17 protein-coding genes are annotated in these 18,235 nt (G+C 69.2%); 11 read left to right on the top strand and 6 right to left on the bottom strand.

The genetic code is table 11. The annotated features are described in order from the left end of the window. Positions 1-10: 10 nt before the first annotated feature. Positions 11-2,191, bottom strand: coding sequence for an acyl-CoA dehydrogenase (locus ABGB19_RS12100; protein ID WP_347686176.1), 2,181 nt, complete (start codon positions 2,189-2,191; stop codon positions 11-13). A 175-nt stretch (positions 2,192-2,366) separates the two neighbouring features. Between ABGB19_RS12100 and ABGB19_RS12095 the strand changes: the two genes are divergently transcribed. Then, positions 2,367-3,590 carry an alpha/beta hydrolase gene (locus ABGB19_RS12095; protein ID WP_347686175.1) on the top strand — a complete coding sequence of 408 codons (1,224 nt, stop codon included), beginning with the start codon at positions 2,367-2,369 and terminating at the stop codon, positions 3,588-3,590. 25 nt (positions 3,591-3,615) lie between these two features. After that, positions 3,616-5,031 carry a wax ester/triacylglycerol synthase family O-acyltransferase gene (locus ABGB19_RS12090; protein ID WP_347686174.1) on the top strand — a complete coding sequence of 472 codons (1,416 nt, stop codon included), beginning with the start codon at positions 3,616-3,618 and terminating at the stop codon, positions 5,029-5,031. A gap of 13 nt (positions 5,032-5,044) precedes the next feature. Here ABGB19_RS12090 and ABGB19_RS12085 read toward each other — a convergent pair whose 3' ends face one another. Together ABGB19_RS12085 and ABGB19_RS12080 are read right to left on the bottom strand one after the other, a co-directional pair. Further along, positions 5,045-6,325, bottom strand: coding sequence for an alpha/beta hydrolase (locus ABGB19_RS12085; protein WP_347686173.1), 1,281 nt, complete (start codon positions 6,323-6,325; stop codon positions 5,045-5,047). Positions 6,326-6,370: 45 nt separating this feature from the next. Next, the gene (locus tag ABGB19_RS12080; RefSeq protein WP_347686172.1) at positions 6,371-7,180 is read right to left on the bottom strand and encodes a lysophospholipid acyltransferase family protein; all 810 of its coding nucleotides are present in this window, start codon (positions 7,178-7,180) and stop codon (positions 6,371-6,373) included. A 110-nt stretch (positions 7,181-7,290) separates the two neighbouring features. Between ABGB19_RS12080 and ABGB19_RS12075 the strand changes: the two genes are divergently transcribed. The 8 genes from ABGB19_RS12075 (at position 7,291) to ABGB19_RS12040 (ending at position 13,885) form a co-directional block, all read left to right on the top strand. Then, positions 7,291-8,487 (top strand): serine/threonine-protein kinase, encoded by a 1,197-nt coding sequence (locus ABGB19_RS12075; protein ID WP_347686171.1) that lies wholly within the window; start codon positions 7,291-7,293, stop codon positions 8,485-8,487. Positions 8,488-8,602: 115 nt separating this feature from the next. Continuing rightward, positions 8,603-10,084: a protein kinase family protein gene (locus tag ABGB19_RS12070; protein ID WP_347686170.1), complete on the top strand. Its 1,482-nt coding sequence runs from the start codon at positions 8,603-8,605 to the stop codon at positions 10,082-10,084. 21 nt (positions 10,085-10,105) lie between these two features. Continuing rightward, positions 10,106-10,888: a crotonase/enoyl-CoA hydratase family protein gene (locus ABGB19_RS12065; RefSeq protein ID WP_347686250.1), complete on the top strand. Its 783-nt coding sequence runs from the start codon at positions 10,106-10,108 to the stop codon at positions 10,886-10,888. A gap of 49 nt (positions 10,889-10,937) precedes the next feature. Beyond that, positions 10,938-11,135 carry a hypothetical protein gene (locus ABGB19_RS12060; protein WP_347686169.1) on the top strand — a complete coding sequence of 66 codons (198 nt, stop codon included), beginning with the start codon at positions 10,938-10,940 and terminating at the stop codon, positions 11,133-11,135. Positions 11,136-11,153: 18 nt separating this feature from the next. Beyond that, positions 11,154-11,486, top strand: a complete 333-nt coding sequence (locus tag ABGB19_RS12055) for a hypothetical protein (protein ID WP_347686168.1) — start codon at positions 11,154-11,156, stop codon at positions 11,484-11,486. Between the two features lie 57 nt (positions 11,487-11,543). Continuing rightward, a complete protein-coding gene (locus ABGB19_RS12050) occupies positions 11,544-12,386 on the top strand; it encodes an arylamine N-acetyltransferase (RefSeq protein WP_347686167.1) in 843 nt (280 codons plus the stop codon). A gap of 55 nt (positions 12,387-12,441) precedes the next feature. Further along, positions 12,442-13,359: a helix-turn-helix domain-containing protein gene (locus ABGB19_RS12045; protein WP_347686166.1), complete on the top strand. Its 918-nt coding sequence runs from the start codon at positions 12,442-12,444 to the stop codon at positions 13,357-13,359. Between the two features lies 1 nt (position 13,360). Continuing rightward, positions 13,361-13,885: a dihydrofolate reductase family protein gene (locus ABGB19_RS12040; RefSeq protein WP_347686165.1), complete on the top strand. Its 525-nt coding sequence runs from the start codon at positions 13,361-13,363 to the stop codon at positions 13,883-13,885. Here the strand turns inward: ABGB19_RS12040 and ABGB19_RS12035 are convergent. Beyond that, positions 13,879-14,448: a TetR/AcrR family transcriptional regulator gene (locus tag ABGB19_RS12035; RefSeq protein ID WP_347686249.1), complete on the bottom strand. Its 570-nt coding sequence runs from the start codon at positions 14,446-14,448 to the stop codon at positions 13,879-13,881. The two genes, ABGB19_RS12040 and ABGB19_RS12035, sit on opposite strands and share 7 nt — an antisense overlap. 79 nt (positions 14,449-14,527) lie before the next feature. Further along, positions 14,528-14,665, bottom strand: coding sequence for a hypothetical protein (locus ABGB19_RS12030; protein ID WP_347686164.1), 138 nt, complete (start codon positions 14,663-14,665; stop codon positions 14,528-14,530). 253 nt (positions 14,666-14,918) lie between these two features. Between ABGB19_RS12030 and ABGB19_RS12025 the strand changes: the two genes are divergently transcribed. Continuing rightward, positions 14,919-16,754 carry an acyl-CoA dehydrogenase gene (locus tag ABGB19_RS12025; RefSeq protein ID WP_347686163.1) on the top strand — a complete coding sequence of 612 codons (1,836 nt, stop codon included), beginning with the start codon at positions 14,919-14,921 and terminating at the stop codon, positions 16,752-16,754. Here ABGB19_RS12025 and ABGB19_RS12020 read toward each other — a convergent pair whose 3' ends face one another. Beyond that, a complete protein-coding gene (locus ABGB19_RS12020; protein WP_347686162.1) occupies positions 16,755-18,230 on the bottom strand; it encodes an aldehyde dehydrogenase in 1,476 nt (491 codons plus the stop codon). It lies immediately after the preceding gene. Positions 18,231-18,235 lie beyond the last annotated feature (5 nt).

The following is an 18,235-nucleotide window of genomic DNA, read 5'->3' as shown; positions in this document are numbered from 1 at the left end:
CGGACCAGTATTACTTGAGCAGCGGGTCGCGGGGCAGGCCGAGGATCCGCTCGGCGATCGTGTTGCGGGTGATCTCCGAGGTGCCGCCCGCGATGGTCATCGCCCGGTTGCCGAGATAGGCCTGCGTCAGCGTCGGAGTCTGCCCGACGACGGCCGCCGACCCCGCCAGTTCCATGGCCAACTCGGTCATCCGCTGACCGCTTTCGGCCACCAGCAGCTTGGTCACGTTGCCCTCGGGCCCCGGCTCGGAACCTGCGATCGCGCGAGTCACCCGCCGCAGGTTCAGCAGCCGCAGCGTGTGTGTCTCCGCGATCACCTCGCCGGCCCGCCGGACGTAGTACGCCCGCGACTCGGCCGGTGCGTTGTCGAGCAGCTTGATGAGGTCCTCGGCGCCGAACCCGGTGGTGCCTCCGGAACCGCCGCCGATCGAGATGCGTTCGTTGCCGAGCGTCGCGCGGGCTACCAGCCAGCCCTTGTTCACGTCGCCGACGACATCGGCGTCGGGCACGAACACATCGTCGAAGAAGACCTCGTTGAAGTGGGCGTGCCCGGTGAGGCCGCGCAGCGGATTCACCGTCACCCCTTCGGCGTTCATGTCGATCGCCATCATCGTCACGCCCGCGTGCTTGGGCGCGTCGGGGTCCGTGCGGACGGTGGCCAGGCCCCACTGGCACATGTGCGCCAGGCTGGTCCACACCTTCTGGCCGGTCACCCGCCAGCCGCCGTCGACCTTCTTGGCCGACGTGCGCACCGCGGCCGCATCGGAGCCCGCGCCGGGTTCGGAGAACAGCTGGCACCACATCACCTTGCCGCGCAGCACCGGTTCCACCCAGCGTTCGCGCTGGTCGTCGGTGCCGGCCTGGGCGATCGTGAGCGTCACCCAGCCGGTGATGCCCATGTCAGGCCGCTCCACACCGCCGAACTCCTCCTCGATGACGAGCTGTTCGAGCACGTCGGCGGCCCGGCCCCACGGCTTGGGCCAGTGCGGGACGAGATAGCCGGAGTCGACGAGGAAGTCGCGCTGGTCCTCGGACGGCAGCGAGCGCAATGTGGCGACGGCCTCGCGGGCGTGCTCGCGGAACTGCTCGGCCTCGGGCGGCAGCGTGAACGACGCGCCGTGCGCCTGGCCGCTGCGCTGCGCCTCGACGACGTCGAGCAGGGGGTCGGCACCCTCGCCCATCAGCGCGGCGAGGGTGCGGGCGCGCCGCAGGTACAGGTGGGCATCGTGCTCCCAGGTGAAGCCGATGCCACCGTGCAGCTGAATATTGTTCTGCACGTTGAAGATCTGGGTGCGGATCGCATGCGACGCGGCCACCGCGGCGGCGAACCACGCGCTGTCCAGATCGTCGGCGCGCGCCGCGTCCCACGTCGCCGCCGTGGTCGCCTCCGCGTTGACCAGCATGTTGGCCGCGTGGTGCTTGACCGCCTGGAAGGTGCCGATGGTGCGGCCGAACTGCTCGCGCACCTTGGCGTAGTCGACGGCCATCTCCAGAGCCGCCCAGCTGACGCCCACCGCCTCGGCCGACGCGAGAATGCGAAACACCGTGCGCGCCTTGCGCGCGGCGCCGCGCAGCAGGTGATCGTCGGCCACCGCCACGCCGCGCAATGCGACGGATCCGATGCTGCGCGTGGTGTCCATCGACTCCAGCGCCGTGACGGTGACCCCGTCCGCTGAGTTCTCTTGGCTGGCGTCGACCACCGCGACGTCGTCCCCCGCCACGATGACCAGCAGGTCCGCGTCCGGGGCGCCCAGCACGGCGGGGCACTCACCGGTCAGCGTCCCGTCCGAACCGACGGTCACGCTGCCCGAGACGGCGAGCGCGCCGACGATGCTCCCGTCGGCGAGACCGGGAAGGCTTTGTGCGCGAACCGAATCCGAAGCGCACCGGTCGATCACCACCGCTGCGGCGACGCTGGGCAGGAACGGACCGGGGCACAGTTCGTGGCCCTGTGCCTCGAGCACCACCGCGAGTTCGGCGAGGCCGAACCCCGATCCGCCGTGTTCCTCGGCGATGGCCAGACCGGTCCAGCCCAGCTCGGCCGCGGCGGTCCAGATCTGTTGCGGATGACACGGCCCGCCGTCCAGGGTGGCGCGGGCTGCCGCCCGGCTGTTGACCCTGCTGAGCTGGCCGAACGCGGAATCGGCCAGGTCGATGTGCTCTTCGGTGATGGCAAGGGCTGACTTACTCACGGTGGAAGTCCTCATTCGCTCGGCTTACAGTTGGCGCTCGTCCTGTCACGCTAGCCCCAATGCGCAGGTCACGGTACGGCGGGAGGCCGTCACATCCGGACCGCGAAAAAGTCACAAGTAGACACTTCGCCGAATGTTGTCCTTGCGGCACGGACCTCGGGGGTACGCTCGCGCCATGTCCCAACGACCGGAGCCCCGGTATCCCGGACCGACCTCTTGGACGCGTGCGCGGTGGTTGTTGAACGCCGGTCCGTCGGACTACATCATGGCGATGGGTGTGGCCTCGGCGTCGCTGCCGGTGATCGGGAAACACCTTAGGCCGCTTGGCGCTGCGACCGCGATGGGCGTCTGGGGCTACCGTCATCTGCCCGAGGTCCTCAACGCGACGGCGAAGTCGTGGTTCAGCCCGGGCAACGCCGAACTGAAGCGATCCGAACGCAACAGCACGAACGCCGTGACCGAGGCCGCGCTGCGCGGCGTCGTCAATGCCAAGGACCTCGCGATCGACTGGCCGGCGCCTGAACCGCTGCCACCGTTGTGGAACATGCGCCAGCACCGGCGCAGCGTCTACCGGACGTCGGTGCAGTACGGCCCGCGGCCCTCCCAACTGCTCGACGTGTGGCGGCCCAAGGAACTGCCGTCGGAGCCCGCGCCCGTGCTGATCTTCGTGCCCGGCGGCGCGTGGGTGCACGGCAGCCGCCTGCTGCAGGGCTACGCCCTGATGTCGCACCTCGCACAGAAGGGCTGGGTGTGCCTGTCCATTGGCTACCGCGTGGCCCCGCACCACCCGTGGCCCGCCCACCTCACCGACGTCAAGACCGCGATCGCCTGGGCCCGCGCCAACGTCGACAAGTTCGGCGGCGACCGTCATTTCGTCACGATCGCGGGCACCTCGGCCGGCGGGCACCTGTCGGCGCTGGCCGGCCTGACCCCCAACGACCCGGAGCTGCAGGCCGAATTGCCGGAAGGCTCCGATACGTCTGTCGACGCGGTCATCCCCATCTACGGCCGGTACTGCTGGGAGGACCGCTCCACCGTCGAGCGGGTGCGGTTCGTCGACTTCCTCGAACGCGTGGTGGTCAAGCGCAGGCTCGCCGAGCACCCCGACGTCTTCCGCAAGGCGTCGCCGATCGCACGGGTCCACCCCGACGCACCGCCGTTCCTGGTCGTCCACGGCACCGGCGACAGCGTCATCCCGGTCGCGCAGGCCCGCTCCTTCGTCGAGCGGCTGCGCGGCGTCTCCCGGTCGGTGGTCAGCTACATCGAGTTGCCGGGCGCGGGCCACGGCTTCGACATGATCGACGGGGCCAGGACCGGTTCGACGACGACCGCAATCGGCTTGTTCCTCAACCAGATTCACCGAAACCGAACGCTGATCGGCGCCAAAGAGGTTATATAGGCACCTCCGGAGAGGGGGTGGCGAGGTGAAGAGGCTCAGCGGCTGGGACGCCGTGCTGCTGTACAGCGAGACGCCGACGGTGCACATGCACACCCTCAAGCTGGCGGTCATCGAGCTGTCCGAACTGGGTGACCGCCGGTTCGGCATCGACGAGTTCCGCCGGGTCATCCACGGCCGGCTGCACAAGCTCGACCCGTTCCGGTACGAACTGGTCGACATCCCGTTCAAGTTCCACCATCCGATGTGGCGGGAGAACTGCGAAGTCGACCTCGACTACCACGTGCGCCCCTATCGGGTCGACAGTCCCGGTGGCCGTCGGCAGCTCGACGAGGCGGTCGGCCGGATCGCCGGCACCCCGCTGGACCGCGGCAGGCCGCTGTGGGAGATGTACTTCATCGAGGGTCTGGCAGGAGGCCGCATCGCCGTGCTCGGCAAGATCCACCACGCGCTGGCCGACGGGGTGGCATCGGCGAACCTGCTGGCGCGCGGCATGGACCTGCAGACCGGGCCGCAGGGCGAACGCGACTCCTACGCAACCGATCCCGCACCCGGCAAGGCCGAGCTGGTGCGGACGGCCTTCGCCGACCACATGCGCCAGATCGGCCGGCTACCGGGCGTCATGCGCTATACGGCGCAGGGCATCCAGCGGGTCCGCAAGAGCAGCAAGAAGCTCTCGCCCGAACTCACCAGGCCGTTCACCCCGCCGCCCTCGTTCATGAACCACCGCGTCGACGCGCAGCGCAGGTTCGCCACCGCGACGCTCTGCCTCGCCGACGTCAAGGAGACGGCCAAGCACCTCGGCGTGACGATCAACGACATGGTGCTCGCGATCTCGGCGGGTGCGCTGCGCAAGCTGTCGCTGATGTACGACGGACACGCCGACCATCCGCTGTTGGCCTCTGTGCCAGTCAGTTTCGACTTCTCACCCGACCGCATCTCGGGCAACTACTTCACCGGCGTGATGATGGTGGTGCCCATTCAGCTCGAGGACCCGGTGGAGCGGGTGCGTGCGGTGCACGAGGCCGCGACGGACGCCAAGGAGACCCACCACCTGATGGGGCCGGAGCTGGTGAGCCGGTGGTCGGCCTACTTCCCGCCCGCGCCCGCCGAACGGCTGTTCGCCAAGCTGGCCGAGAAGGACGGCCAGAACAAGGTGCTCAACCTGCCGATCTCCAACGTGCCAGGCCCGCGTGAGCACGGTCGGGTCGGCGGCGCGCTGGTCACCGAGATCTACTCCGTCGGCCCGCTCACCACCGGCAGCGGCCTGAACATCACCGTGTGGAGCTACGTCGATCAGCTCAACATCTCCGTGCTCTCCGACGGCGCCACGCTGGCGGACCCACACGAGCTGACCGACGCGATGGTCGAGGCGTTTGTCGAGATCCGCCGCGCGGCAGGGCTTTCCGAGCAGCTGACGGTCGTCGAGTCCGCGATGGCGTGAGCGCGGGGCCACGTCAGCGCTGGGCGGCGTCGGCCTGCGGGGTGGCGGCGTTCTCGGTGTACTTGGTGTGCACCCAGGACAGGAACGTCTCGACCGCCTGCGCGCTGTAGTGCGCCCGCGGCGAGCCGTAGAAGTCGAACGCGTGCTGGGCGTGCGGGATCTCCGCATACGCGACGGTGGAGTCCGACACCGCGCGCAGTGCCTCGGCGAACTCACGGCCCTCGCCGACCGGGATGATCGAGTCGTCCTGGCCGTGCAGCACGAAAAACGGTGGCGCATCGGGCCTCAACCGCATGATCGATGACGCGTCGACGTAGACCTGCTTGTGCTCGGCGATGCGCTTCTTGACCACGAACTTCTGCAGGAACGCGATGAACTCCCGGCGACCGGAGCCTTTCGCGGACACCCAGTCGTAGCGGCCGTAGATCGGAACCGCGGCGGCGACGGACGTGTCGACCTGCTCGAAGCCGGGCTGCCATTGCGGGTCGTCGGGCGTCAGCGCCGCCAGCGAGGAGAGGTGGCCGCCGGCCGAACCACCGGTGATCGCAACGAAATCCGGGTTGCCGCCGTAGTCGGCGATGTTCTCCTTGATCCAGGCCAACGCTCGCTTGACGTCCACGATGTGGGCCGGCCACGTGTTGCGCGGGCTGACCCGGTAGTCGATCGACACGCACACCCAGCCACGCTCGGCCAGGTGACTCAACAGCGGATAGGCCTGCGGCCGGCGCATGCCGATCGCCCAGGCGCCGCCGGGCACCTGCAGCAGCACGGGGGCCTTGCCGTCGCGGGGAAGGTCGGAGCGGCGCCAGATGTCGGCCCGGTTCAGGCGGCCGTGCGGGCCGTACTGCACGGTGTCGGCCCGTTCGACGTAGCGGCGCCGGACGAGTTCGTTCGGGGGGATACCGACCAGGCGGCGCCGCCGCGCGGGCTGCGACCTGGCGGCGATCGCCTCGTAGTCGTCGCCCAGCGCCTCGCGTAGCGGCTCCTCGAAATAGGGCCGCGACTTCACATTGCGGTACATGATCAGGCCAAGCAGCGCCCACGCGACGGCGGTCAGCGCCAACGCGATTCGTCCCCGCGCGCCGCGGAAGTCGCCGCGCAGGCCGCGCCGGGCGGCGTCCAGCATCGAGGCGGCCAGGTAGAGGGGCGCGGCCTCGGTCGTGGGCCAGCCGAACGCGAACACGGGCAGCGTGCTGTAGCCGTCGCGGCCGAGGGGTTGCACGCCGTTGGCGGCGTTGGCGAGTTCTGCCGCCGCACGCAGCAGCGGGTAACGGCGTTTAGTCTTTGCGGTCATCCTGCCCCGTCATATCCGCGGCACCGGCCGTTGAAACCACCCCGGTCAGCCCAGGACCGGGAGACGACGTTCGGCGGCCAGTTCGTCGAGCGCGCGCTGCATCACGTGGCGTACGTGGGCGTCGACCTCGTCGATGTCGGGGTTCTCCCCGAACTCCTTGACGATGTCGATCGGCGGCAGCACAGCCATGACGATCTTGGATGGCAGCGGGATGTTGGGCGGTACCACCAGCGACAACCCGAACGGGAAGCCGAACGAGATCGGCACGATCTTGGCGCGGGCCAGGCGAGCGATGGGCCCGAGCCGCTCGGCGAGCCACGTGCCCCGCGACAGGAAGATCTGGGTCTCCTGGCCGCCGATGCCGACCGTCGGGACGATCGGGACGTCGGCGTTCAGCGCCGCCTTCACGTAACCGGTGCGTCCGCCGAAGTCGATCACGTTCTCCGAGAACGTCGGGCGGTACACGTCGTAGTCGCCGCCGGGGAACACCACCACGAGGCCACCGGAGCGCAGTGCCTCGTCGGCGTTGCGGTGGTTGGCGCTGATGTAGCCGATCTTGCGGAAGAACTCCCCCGTCGGGCCGACCATCAGCATGTCGTGGCTCAGCGTGTACAGCGGCCGGTCGTAGCCGTGGTGCTCGTAGAAATCCGCGGCCAGGATGGGCACGTCCATCGGCAGAATGCCGCCGGAATGGTTCGACACCACCAGCGCTCCGCCCGCAGGCAGGTTCTCCAGGCCGCGCACCTCGGACCGGAAGTAGCGTTTGAGGAACGGCCGGGTGATGGCCATGACGCGTTCGGTGAACCCCGGATCCCACTTGGTGAGCTGCGACGGCTCGATGTCGGCGGTGGCCATCGGATCCCCTCCGGTTGAAAAACTGAAACGTGTTCTAGTTTAGCCGAGCGTGTCTGTGCAGGCCAAACGCCACTGGTTTGTGGCCTTGCCGGTGCGGCTACCTTATCCACATGGACGTCCGCGACCTACTTGCGGACCGCTACGAGCTGCGGGGCATCCTCGGCCGCGGCGGGATGGCCGAGGTCCACGACGGATGGGACACCCGGTTGCAGCGGCCGGTGGCGGTCAAGCTGCTGTATCCGGCCTTCAACGCCGACCCCGACATGCGGCGCCGGTTCGAGGACGAAGCTCGTGCGGCCGCGGGGCTCAACCACCCCAACATCGTGGCGGTGCACGACAGCGGTGAGCACGACGGCACCCCGTTCATCGTCATGGAGCGCCTGCCAGGACGCACGCTGCACGACGAGATCGCGATGGGACCGATGCCGCCGGAGCGGGTGCGCGCGATGCTGAACGACGTGCTGGGCGCCCTCAGTTGTGCACACGCCGCTGGCATCCTGCACCGCGACATCAAGCCCGGCAACGTGATGATCGCGCCGACCGCGATGAAGGTGGGCGACTTCGGTATCGCCAAGACCGCCGGTGCCGCGCTCACCGCGACCGGTCAGATCGTCGGCACGATGGCCTACATGAGCCCCGAGAGGGTGGCGGGTGCGCCCGCGTCGGTGGCCGACGACCTGTATGCGGTCGGCGTGATGGCGTATGAGGCGCTGACCGGCACCCGCCCTTACCCGCAGGAGAACCCCGCCGCGCTGCTGCGGGCGATCCTCGACTCCCCGCCGCCACCCATCGGCGCGGTACGCCCCGACGTGGACCCGGTGCTCGCGGCCGTGATCGACCGGGCCATGGTTCGCGACCCGAGTCGGCGGTTCGGCAGCGCCGGGCAGATGCACGCGGTGCTCGCCGGTGCCGCGCCCGCGCTGCCGATGGGAGCCCCGGCCGAGGGTGCGCCGAGGCCCGCGACGAAAGTCCTCGCCGAACCGATCGCTCCGTCCGCCAACTACTTCGTTCCGCCGGCGCCGCGACGCCGGCCGATGAGCCGGGAACGCAAGCTGCTGCTGGCGGCCGCCGCATTCGTCGCGCTGACCGTCGCGGCGCTCGCATTCGCGCTCGACCCGTCGTCGAGCACCCAGACGCCGCAGCCGATCAGCACCAGCACCCCGGTGCAGCCTCCTCCGCCCCCGACAACCTCGGCGCCGCCCCCGCCGCCGCCGTCGACCGCCGCGCCCGTCTTCGAGGAACCCCCGAAACCGAAGAAGGGCGGCAACGGCAACGGTCGCGGCAACGGAAAGAAGGGCGACGACTGACGGGCGTTTAGCCGCCGCAGCCAGCGGCTATCCGACGCCCAACATCATCCCGGTCGGCGTCCCCGCGCAGTGCAGCGGATGGGCGGACTCGACCGTCGAGCAAGGGTCGAAAGCGATGGCGACAGGCAGAGGTCGACTCGTCCGCGGAATGACCGTGGCGGGTCGCTACCGGCTCCTCGCTCCCCACGGTGGTCGCCCGCTTCTGCGGTTCTGGCACGCGGTCGAGATCTCGTCGGGGAGGGAAGTCGGCCTCACGGTGGTCGACCCCCGTGGCGAGTTGCCCACGGAGTTCGTAAACGAGATCCTCGCGCGCACCATCCGGCTCAAGGGTTTGGGTACCGCCGGCATCGCCGCCGTCCTCGACGTCCTGCACACCGGCGCATACGGCGTCGTCGTGTCCGAATGGATCCCCGGCCGGAGCCTGCGGCAGGTTGCAGACACCCAGCCCGCTCCCTCGGCCGTTGCCGCGCTGATGCAGTCACTGGCCGCGGCTGCCGAGGCGGCCCACCGGGCGGGCCTCGTCCTGTCGGTCGATCACCCGGCGCGCCTGCGCGTCAGCGATGACGGACATGTCGCGATGGCGTTCCCCGCGATCCTGCCCGAGGCGACCGTCCAATCGGACCTGCGCGGGATCGGTTGCGCGCTGTACGCCCTGCTACTCCTGCAATGGCCCGAGTCGGGTCTGCCCGCAGCCCCAGCAGACATCGATCCGGCCATCCCGTTCCTGCTCTCGACCACCACCGCGGCGCTGTTCCGCGCGACCGGTGGAATATCGAACGCCGCAACGCTTCTCAATCTCCTCGAGCAGGCCGGCGCCGAGGCCGATCCGGAGTCCGACTGCCGCATCATGCCGCCGTTGCCGCCGCCACCGCCGGGCGGTTACGCCGGATTCCGCAACTTCGGGCCCGAAGAGAAGAAGGAGGCCGCGCGTCGCCTCGTGATCCGCACCGGCCTGGGCGCCGCGGCGGCGATCGTCCTGGTCGGGATCCTGGCGCTGGGTTCCTCGCTCAACGGTTTTCTCGAGGCCAACGACGACGCCGTCGCGATGGACGCCGACCAACTCGGATTAGTGCCCACGCAGGCGGTGACCGCGCCGCCCGAGCAGACCAAGGCCATGGGTGGGGTGGCGGCGCCGGGAGGCCGCGTCGCACTCGCGGCGGCGGGTGTCTTCTCCCCGGACGGCTCGCCCGACAGTCCCGGCGACGCCGGGCTGGCGATCGACGGCAAGCCCGACACCGTGTGGTCCACCGACCGCTACTACGACGCCGATCCCTTCCCGAAGTTCAAACCCGGTGTCGGACTCCTCGTTTCGCTGCGTGAGCCGACACCGATCAACGCCGTCACCGTCGAGCAGAACAGCGCCGGGACATTGATCCAGGTACGCGCCGCCGAGAACCCGGAGCCCAAGTCGCTCGCCGACACCGTGGAGCTCACGCCGCCGACACCCGTGCAGCCGGGCACCACGCGGATCCCGGTCACCGACTCCCGACCGGTGTCCCGCGTCGTGGTGTGGATAACGAAGCTGGGCTCCGCCGACGGGCAGAACCGCGCGGCGATCGCCGAGATCGGTGTTCACGCACCCTCGGCGCCTGCCTGATCCCATTCGCCGGCCGTTACGATCAGCCGCGTGAGTGACAACACCGAACCGGCCGTCCTGGTCGAGCAGCGCGACCGTATCCTGATCATCACCATCAACCGACCGCAGGCCAGGAACGCGGTCAATGCCGAGGTCAGTCGTGGCCTCGCCGACGCGATGGACCGACTCGACGGCGACGCCGGCCTGTCTGTCGGCGTGCTGACCGGCGCCGGGGGCTCGTTCAGCGCCGGCATGGACCTCAAGGCGTTCGCACGCGGAGAGAACGTCGTGGTCGAGGGCCGCGGCATGGGCTTCACCGAGCGCCCGCCCGCCAAGCCGCTGATCGCGGCCGTCGAGGGCTACTGCCTGGCCGGTGGTTGCGAACTCGCGCTGGCCACCGACCTCATCGTCGCATCCAAGGAGTCGGCGTTCGGCATTCCCGAGGTCAAGCGTGGCCTGGTGGCCGGCGGCGGCGGGTTGCTGCGGCTGCCGCAGCGCATCCCACCCGCAGTGGCCATGGAGCTCGCGTTGACCGGCGAGAACCTGCCCGCCGTCCGTGCCAAGGAGCTCGGCCTGGTGAACGTGCTCGCCGAGCCCGGAAAGGCGCTGGACGCAGCGATCGAACTGGCGGAGAAGATCACCGCGAACGGTCCGCTCGCGGTGGCCGCCACCAAACGGATCATCGTGGAGTCGCGCGGCTGGAGCCCCGAGGAGATGTGGGCCAAGCAGACCAAGATCCTGGCGCCGGTCTTCATGTCCAACGACGCCAAGGAAGGCGCGATCGCGTTCGCCGAGAAGCGGCCGCCCAAGTGGACCGGTTGCTGAGAGCGTCGCGACGGGGTTTCGAAGCCCCCGTCGTGGGCAACCGGTAGGCGTGGACACGTTGACCCGGTTGAGGCACACGCAGAAGCGGATCTTCAAAGCGCAGCGCCGATTGGTGGTGGCCCAGGCCCTGTTCTGGCCGACCGTGGCGCTGGCATCGCTTTCGGCGGTCGCCGTCGCGGTGGTGCGGTATCGCAGCCGCGAGACCGACGGCCTGCCGACGCCGGTCGACGGTCTCCCGCATCTGTGACCCCCGAGGAGATACCGCATGGCGCAAAGCGACCTGCCGATAGCCGACTACGACCAGCTGCCCATCACCGAACTGCGGCACCGCATCCGGGCGCTCGACGAACCGCAGCTTCGTGCGGTGTTCGAGCACGAGACCGAGCACGGCAACCGCATCCCGGTGCTCGAGGTGCTGCACGCGCGTCTCAAGGAACTCACCCACGGCGCCGAGCCGTCCGACGGTGATCCGAGCAACGCCCCGGGCGTGACGGGCACCGCGGGCGGGTCGCCCGTGCAGGAGTCGACGGCAGCGCAGGCGAACACCCCCTTGCGCCACGGGGTGGCCTACCAGACGCCGTCGCGGGGCAAGCCGTAGCGGCCGTCGTGCACCCGCCGTTGACCTGAACCGCCGTTGAGGTCGCAGGATGGCCTCATGACGCGCACGGCGGCGGGCCTCGACGTGGCTGCCTATCTCGGCCGCATCGGCTACCGGGGATCGACGGCGGCGGCCGTCGACACCCTGCACGGGTTGGTCGCCGCCCACAACCGGTCCATTCCGTTCGAGAACCTCGACCCGCTGCTCGGCATCCCGGTCGCCGACCTGAGCGCGGGCGCGCTCGCCGACAAGCTGGTCACCCGCCGCCGGGGCGGCTACTGCTACGAGCAGAACGGCGTGATGGGCTACGTGCTCGCCGAGTTGGGGTTCGACGTCGACCGGCTGGCCGGCCGGGTGGTGTGGATGAGCAGCTCGGAGGAACTGCCCGCGCAGACGCACGAGGCGCTGTCGGTGCGGGTGCCCGGCGACGACGAACCGTGGCTGGTCGACGTCGGTTTCGGCGGGCAGACGTTGTCCTCCCCGATCCGGCTCGCGGCCGGGTCCGTGCAGGACACCCGCCACGAGCCCTACCGGTTGCGTGAGCACGTCGACGGCCACCTGCTCGAGGCCCGGATCCGCGGCGAGTGGCAGCCGCTGTACACCTTCGACACCCGGCCGCGTCCGCAGATCGATCTCGAGGTCGGGAGCTGGTATGTGTCAACCCATCCGCGGTCGGGCTTCGTCGTCGGCCTGTCGGCAGCCCTGGTCACCGACGAGGCGCGCTGGAATCTGCGCGGCCGCCACCTGGCGATCCACTCGGCGGGTGACACGGAGCGGATCCGGTTCCGGACGGCCGCCGATGTCCTCGACGCGCTGACCAACCGCTTCGGCATCGACCTCGCCGATCTCGGTGACCAGCGTGACGTCGAGGCACGCGTCGCTGAGGTGCTGGACACCTGATCGCAGCAGGAAACGTCATGTCCATCCGGGCGGAACGCGACCATACTCACCAATTGTGAGCGAGGAAGGCCGCCGGGACCGGTTGCGGGAACTGCTCGACGCGGTCGTCGACGCCGCCAACACCGCCGTCGGCGACATGGCGCGCAGCAGCTTCGCCTCGGAGTTCCACTTCTCGCGGCAGGTCCGCAGGCTGACGGGCGAATCGCCGGCCGCGATGCGGCGCCGGATCATGCTCGAACGCGCGGCGTGGCGGCTGCACCGGGGCGAGGGGGTGGCGGCGGTCGCGGCCGACGAGGGATGGTCCTCGGCCGAGGTGTTCTCGCGCGCATTCCGGCGCACCTTCGGAGTGCCGCCCTCGCAGGCCGCCGACGTCCCGTTCCGGGCGACGGCGCCCAACGGCCTGCACTTCCACCCGCCGCACTCGCTGTGGCTCGACGGCGCCGGTGATACGAAGGAGCCCGACATCTCCGCACTGATGGTGGCGCACGACGTTGCCGACACCGCCTACCTCATCGACCGGGCCGCCGGTCTGACCAAACCTCAGTGGACTCAGGAGATCTCACCGGGTCAGGTGGTGCTCGACTGGGACGGGCCCGAACCCAGTGTCGGCGCGGTGCTCGGCGCGATCGTCTGGAGCAAGGAGGTGTGGCTGGCCACCATCGAGGGCCGGGACTTCCCCGACCGCGCCGCCACTCAACCGGAGTCGGCTTCTGCCGAGCAGCTGGCGAGCCGACACACCGAGATCGGGAAGCGCTGGACGGCAATGGTTTCCGAGTACACGGCCGAAGGGCGACTGGGTGACACCGTCATCGACGCACTGTGTGATCCGCCGGAGTCGTTTCAGCTGTACGGCATCGTCGCGCACGTGCTCACCTACGCCGCGCATCGGCGCGGGTTGGTCCGCGCCATGCTGGCGCGTCACGGCGTGGACGTGCACCGAGGCGACCCGCTGGAATGGATGAGGGGCAACTGAATTGGCGACCGTGTACTACACCGCATCCAGCCTCGACGGCTACATCGTCGACGAGGCCGGCAGTTTGGACTGGCTGACCTCCCGTGACATCGACCAGAGCGGGCCGTTCAATTACGACGACTTCATCGCCACGATCGGTGCGGTGGTGATGGGCTCGGCGACCTACGAGTGGATCGTGGCCAACCACCCCGGCGAGTGGATGTACGAGCAGCCGTCCTGGGTGTTGACCCGGCGACCGCACATCATCGCGGACGGGCATCCGGTGCAGACGTTCGGCGGCGAGGTGACCGAAGTGCACCCGAAGCTGTTGTCCGCGGCTTCGGGTAAGGACGTCTGGGTGGTCGGTGGTGGCGACGTCGCCGCGCAATTCGTCTCGGCCGGCCTCGTCGACGAGATGATCGTCAGCTATGCGCCGTGCTCGCTGGGCGGCGGCTCGCGGGTACTGCCGGTGCGCTCGGAGTGGGAGCTGGTCGACGCCGCGGTCAACCGGGAGTTCGCCTGCGCGCGCTGGCGTAGGGCTCAGTGACCGGGAACGCCGTGCCGACGGACGAATTCGCGTGACTTGATGAGGAATTCGAGTTGTGCGGCGACGTCGCGCAGCGGCTCGACGGTGCGGGTCGACCGGCACAGCACGACGGCGCCCTCGAGCGAGGCGATGCAGGTGGTCGCCAGCGAGCCGGCGTCGGGCTCCTCGAACCCGTCCGAGACGAACGCGCGGGTCAGGGCTTCGCGCCAGTGGCTGAAGATGCTGCCAGCGACGGAGGTCAGCTGGGGTTCGTCGTCGGCCGAGCCGATGGCCGCCGCCACCACCGGGCAGCCCGCGGCGAAGTCGCTCTCGACGAGCAACTCCTCCCAGAACACGACGAACTTACGCACCAGATACAGGCCGCCCTTGGCCGCGGCTTCGTCGATGACTTCGGTGATCTCCTCACCGGCGAACTGAAGGGCCTCGGCCAGGATCTGGTTCCGGCCCGCGGGGAAGTGGTGGTAAACCGATCCCCGCGGTGCGCCGCTGCGGGCCAGCACCTCGTCGATGGTGACGCCGGCGGCGCCCCGCTCGCGCAACACCTCTGCGGCGCTGATCAACATCTTGGTGCGCGTGGACCCGCGCTTGTTCGGGATCTTGGTCGCGGCGGACGACAGAACAACCTCCAACGGACGTGCGCGATCAGGCTGCGGGGGTGCGCCGCAGTTGCGACGCGCGCCAGCCGAAGTTGCGCGGGCTGAAGCGGAAGATCGGTCGACGGCGGTCGTGCACACGGTGCGTGAACTGGTGGCCGGCGAAGTTGACCTCAACGATCCACATCGTGCGCCTCCCTGTCTATGACGACGAGCATAGAACCGGTAACACAAGTGCGCAATTAATGTATTCCCGATCACAGCCGCCGGCCGGTTAACCGCTGGTGAACGCGGATCTCGCTGGTTGCCAGTGTTCGGTGTCGACGACGGACTATGGTCTAGAACATATTCACGACGGGCCGCCATGGGACCGCCGGGATCCGGGCTTGTTGGCGGATGAGGCGGCTACGCTCAGCGCATCGAGTCGAAGGGGCGCCATCATGGGTCACTACAAGAGCAACGTCCGCGACCTGGAGTTCAACCTGTTCGAGGTCCTCGACCTCGAGAAGGTGCTGGCGACGGGTCAGTTCGGCGACCTCGACGGCGAGTCGGTGCACCAGATGCTCGACGAGGCGTCGCGCCTGGCCAAAGGTCCGCTGGCCGAGTCGTTCGCCGAGGCCGACCGTCATCCACCCACCTTCGACCCAGCGACGCACGCCGTCACGCTGCCCGAGCCGTTCAAGGAGTCGTTTCGCGCGTGGCACGGGGCCGAGTGGTCCCGCGTCGGGATGCAGGAGGCCATCGGTGGGGTGCCAGCGCCGGCCATGGTGGAGTGGGCGATCAACGAGCTCGCGCTGGGGGCCCAACCCGCCGCCTTCATGTACGAGGGCGGGTCGAAGATGGCCGAGGTGCTGTACGCGATCGGCAACGAGCAACAACGGCACTGGGCCGCGCTCATGGTCGAGCGCGACTGGGGCGCCACCATGGTGCTCACCGAGCCCGACGCCGGATCGGACGTCGGCGCCGCCCGCACCAAGGCCGTTCAACAGGCCGACGGCTCATGGCATCTCGACGGCGTCAAGCGCTTCATCACCAACGGTGACAGCGACGACCTGTTCGAGAACATCATGCACGTGGTGTTGGCGCGGCCGGAGGGCGCCGGCCCGGGCACCAAGGGGCTCAGCCTGTTCGTCGTGCCGAAGTTCCACTTCGACCCCGAGACCGGTGAACTCGGTGACCGCAACGGCGTGTTCGTCACCGGTCTCGAGCACAAAATGGGCCTGAAGACCTCGGCGACCTGTGAGCTGACCTTCGGCCAGCACGGGTTGCCCGCGGTGGGCTGGCTGGTCAACGACACCCACAACGGCATCGCGCAGATGTTCAGGGTCATCGAGTACGCGCGGATGATGGTGGGCACCAAGGCGATCGCGACGCTGTCGACCGGTTACCTCAACGCGCTGGAGTACGCCAAGACGCGGGTGCAGGGCGCCGACATGACTCAGATGACCGACAAGAACGCCCCGCGCGTGACGATCCTGCACCACCCCGACGTGCGCAGGGCGCTGCTGACCCAGAAGTCCTACGCCGAGGGACTGCGGGCGCTGTACCTGTTCACCGCCGCACACCAGGACGTCGCCGCCGCCAAGGTGGTGTCGGGGGCCGACGCCGAGATGGCCGAGCGGGTCAACGATCTGCTGCTGCCCATCGTCAAGGGGGTGGGCTCCGAGCGCGCGTACCAGTGCCTCACCGAGTCACTGCAGACGTTCGGAGGGTCGGGGTTCCTGCAGGACTATCCGATCGAGCAGTACATCCGCGACGCCAAGATCGACTCGCTGTACGAGGGCACCACCGCGATCCAGGCGCAGGACTTCTTCTTCCGCAAGATCGTCCGCGACAAGGGCGCCGCACTTGCGCATCTGGCGGGCCAGATCGAGCGGTTCGTCGACAGCGACGCCGCGCGTGGTGAACTCACCGGGGCGCGCGCCCTGCTGGGCGCCGCCCTGCAGGACGTGCAGGGCATGGCCGCCGCGATGACCGGCTACCTGATGTCCGCGCAGGAGGACGCCCGCGAGTTGTACCGCGTTGGCCTGGAATCGGTTTCGTTCCTGCTCGCGATGGGCGACCTGCTCATCGCGTGGCTGCTGCTGCACCAGGCCGAGATCGCCCTCGCGGCACTCGACGGCAAGCCCGGCGACGACGACCGCGCCTTCTACACCGGCAAGGTCGCCGCCGCGCAGTTCTTCGCCAAGAACATGCTGCCGCGACTGACCGCCCAGCGCGCGATCACCGAGAAGGTCGACCTCAGCGTGATGGACGTGCGCGAAGAGGCGTTCTAGCTAGTCCTCGGGGGTGTAGCCGAACGGCAGCAGCACGCTCTTGTGCTCGACGTAGGCCTCGATGCCCTCGGGACCGTTCTCGCGGCCGATACCGGAGTTCTTGTAGCCGCCGAACGGCGCACCCGGATCGAACGCGTACATGTTGACCGCGTAGGTGCCGGTGCGGATCTTCGACGCGATCTCGAGTGCCTTCTTGTTGTCGGTCGTCCACACACTGCCGGCCAGTCCGTAGACCGAGTCGTTGGCGATGCGGACCGCGTCCTCCTCGGTCTCGTAGGGGATCACCGCCAGCACCGGCCCGAAGATCTCCTCCTGGGCGATCGTCATCGAGTTGTCGACGTCGGCGAACACGGTCGGCTCCACGAACCAGCCGCTGTCCAGGCCCTCGGGGCGGCCCCCGCCGGTGACCAGCCGCGCCCCCTCCTCGACACCCTTCTTGATGTAGCCCTCGACCCGCTCCCGCTGCTTCTCGCTGATCAGCGGGCCGATCGCGGCGTTCGGGTCGTCGGGAAGGCCGACGGGCATCGCCGAGACGAAGTTGGCGACCTTCTCGACGACCTCGTCGTAGCGCGAGCGCGGCGCCAGGATGCGGGTCTGCGCGACGCAGGCCTGTCCGCTGTTCATCACGCCGGAGAAGCCGAGCATCGGCAGGGTGGCGTCGAGGTCGGCGTCCTCGAGGATGATGGCAGCGGACTTGCCGCCGAGCTCCAGGGTGCACGGCTTGAGCTTCTCGGCGGCGAGCTTGGCGATCTCCTTGCCGACCGCCGAGCTGCCGGTGAACGTGAACTTGTCGAGCTCCGGGTTGGCGGTCAGCGCGCGGCCGGTCTCCGGGCCGCCCGGCACGATCGACAGCACACCCTCGGGCAGGCCGGCCTCGGCGAACATCTCGGCCATCGCGAACACCGACAGGGGCGTCTCGGCGGCGGGCTTGAGCACCACCGTGCAGCCGGCCAGCAGCGCGGGTCCGAGCTTGTTGGCGGCCAGGAAGAACGGCACGTTCCAGGCGGTGACGGCGCCGACGACACCGATCGGCTCGCGCACCACCAGCGTCTGGCCGTAGATGCCGTCGCGGATCTCTTTCCACGCGAACTTGTCCGCGGCGCCTGCGAAGTACTGGAACGCCGACATCGCGGCGCCGTACTGCATCATGTCGACGATGGTCTGCGGCTGTCCCGTCTCGGCGGCCAGCAGGTACTTCAGCTCGTCGCCGCGCTCCTCCATGAGCTTGACGGCGGCGCCGAGGATCGCGGCGCGCTCCTGCGGGGACATGTGGGGCCACGGGCCCTCGTCGAATGCCTTGCGGGCGGCCGCACAGGCGGCGTTGACGTCGGCTTCCTTGGCCAGCGGTACCTTGCCGACGAGTTCACCGGTGGCGGGTGAGTGCACCTCGATGACCTCCGACGAGGACGGCTCGACCCACTTCCCGCCGATGAACAGCTTGTCCCATTCGGTCTTGAACGCCACGCTCTGTGTCATGGGCG

The sequence above is a fragment of the Mycobacterium sp. B14F4 genome, from assembly GCF_039871645.1.
Taxonomy (GTDB): Bacteria; Actinomycetota; Actinomycetes; order Mycobacteriales; family Mycobacteriaceae; genus Mycobacterium.
This window is presented reverse-complemented; position numbering and strand designations above follow the sequence as displayed.

Bases quoted from the DNA above. Each gene is read 5' to 3' on its own strand.
- ABGB19_RS12085 (WP_347686173.1), bottom strand. From the start codon at position 6,325: ATGACCGCAAAGACTAAACGCCGTTACCCGCTGCTGCGTGCGGCGGCA.
- ABGB19_RS12075 (WP_347686171.1), top strand. From the start codon at position 7,291: ATGGACGTCCGCGACCTACTTGCGGACCGCTACGAGCTGCGGGGCATC.
- ABGB19_RS12025 (WP_347686163.1), top strand. From the start codon at position 14,919: ATGGGTCACTACAAGAGCAACGTCCGCGACCTGGAGTTCAACCTGTTC.
- ABGB19_RS12080 (WP_347686172.1), bottom strand. From the start codon at position 7,180: ATGGCCACCGCCGACATCGAGCCGTCGCAGCTCACCAAGTGGGATCCG.
- ABGB19_RS12030 (WP_347686164.1), bottom strand. From the start codon at position 14,665: ATGTGGATCGTTGAGGTCAACTTCGCCGGCCACCAGTTCACGCACCGT.
- ABGB19_RS12050 (WP_347686167.1), top strand. From the start codon at position 11,544: ATGACGCGCACGGCGGCGGGCCTCGACGTGGCTGCCTATCTCGGCCGC.
- ABGB19_RS12070 (WP_347686170.1), top strand. From the start codon at position 8,603: ATGGCGACAGGCAGAGGTCGACTCGTCCGCGGAATGACCGTGGCGGGT.
- ABGB19_RS12055 (WP_347686168.1), top strand. From the start codon at position 11,154: ATGGCGCAAAGCGACCTGCCGATAGCCGACTACGACCAGCTGCCCATC.
- ABGB19_RS12020 (WP_347686162.1), bottom strand. From the start codon at position 18,230: ATGACACAGAGCGTGGCGTTCAAGACCGAATGGGACAAGCTGTTCATC.
- ABGB19_RS12095 (WP_347686175.1), top strand. From the start codon at position 2,367: ATGTCCCAACGACCGGAGCCCCGGTATCCCGGACCGACCTCTTGGACG.
- ABGB19_RS12035 (WP_347686249.1), bottom strand. From the start codon at position 14,448: ATGTTGATCAGCGCCGCAGAGGTGTTGCGCGAGCGGGGCGCCGCCGGC.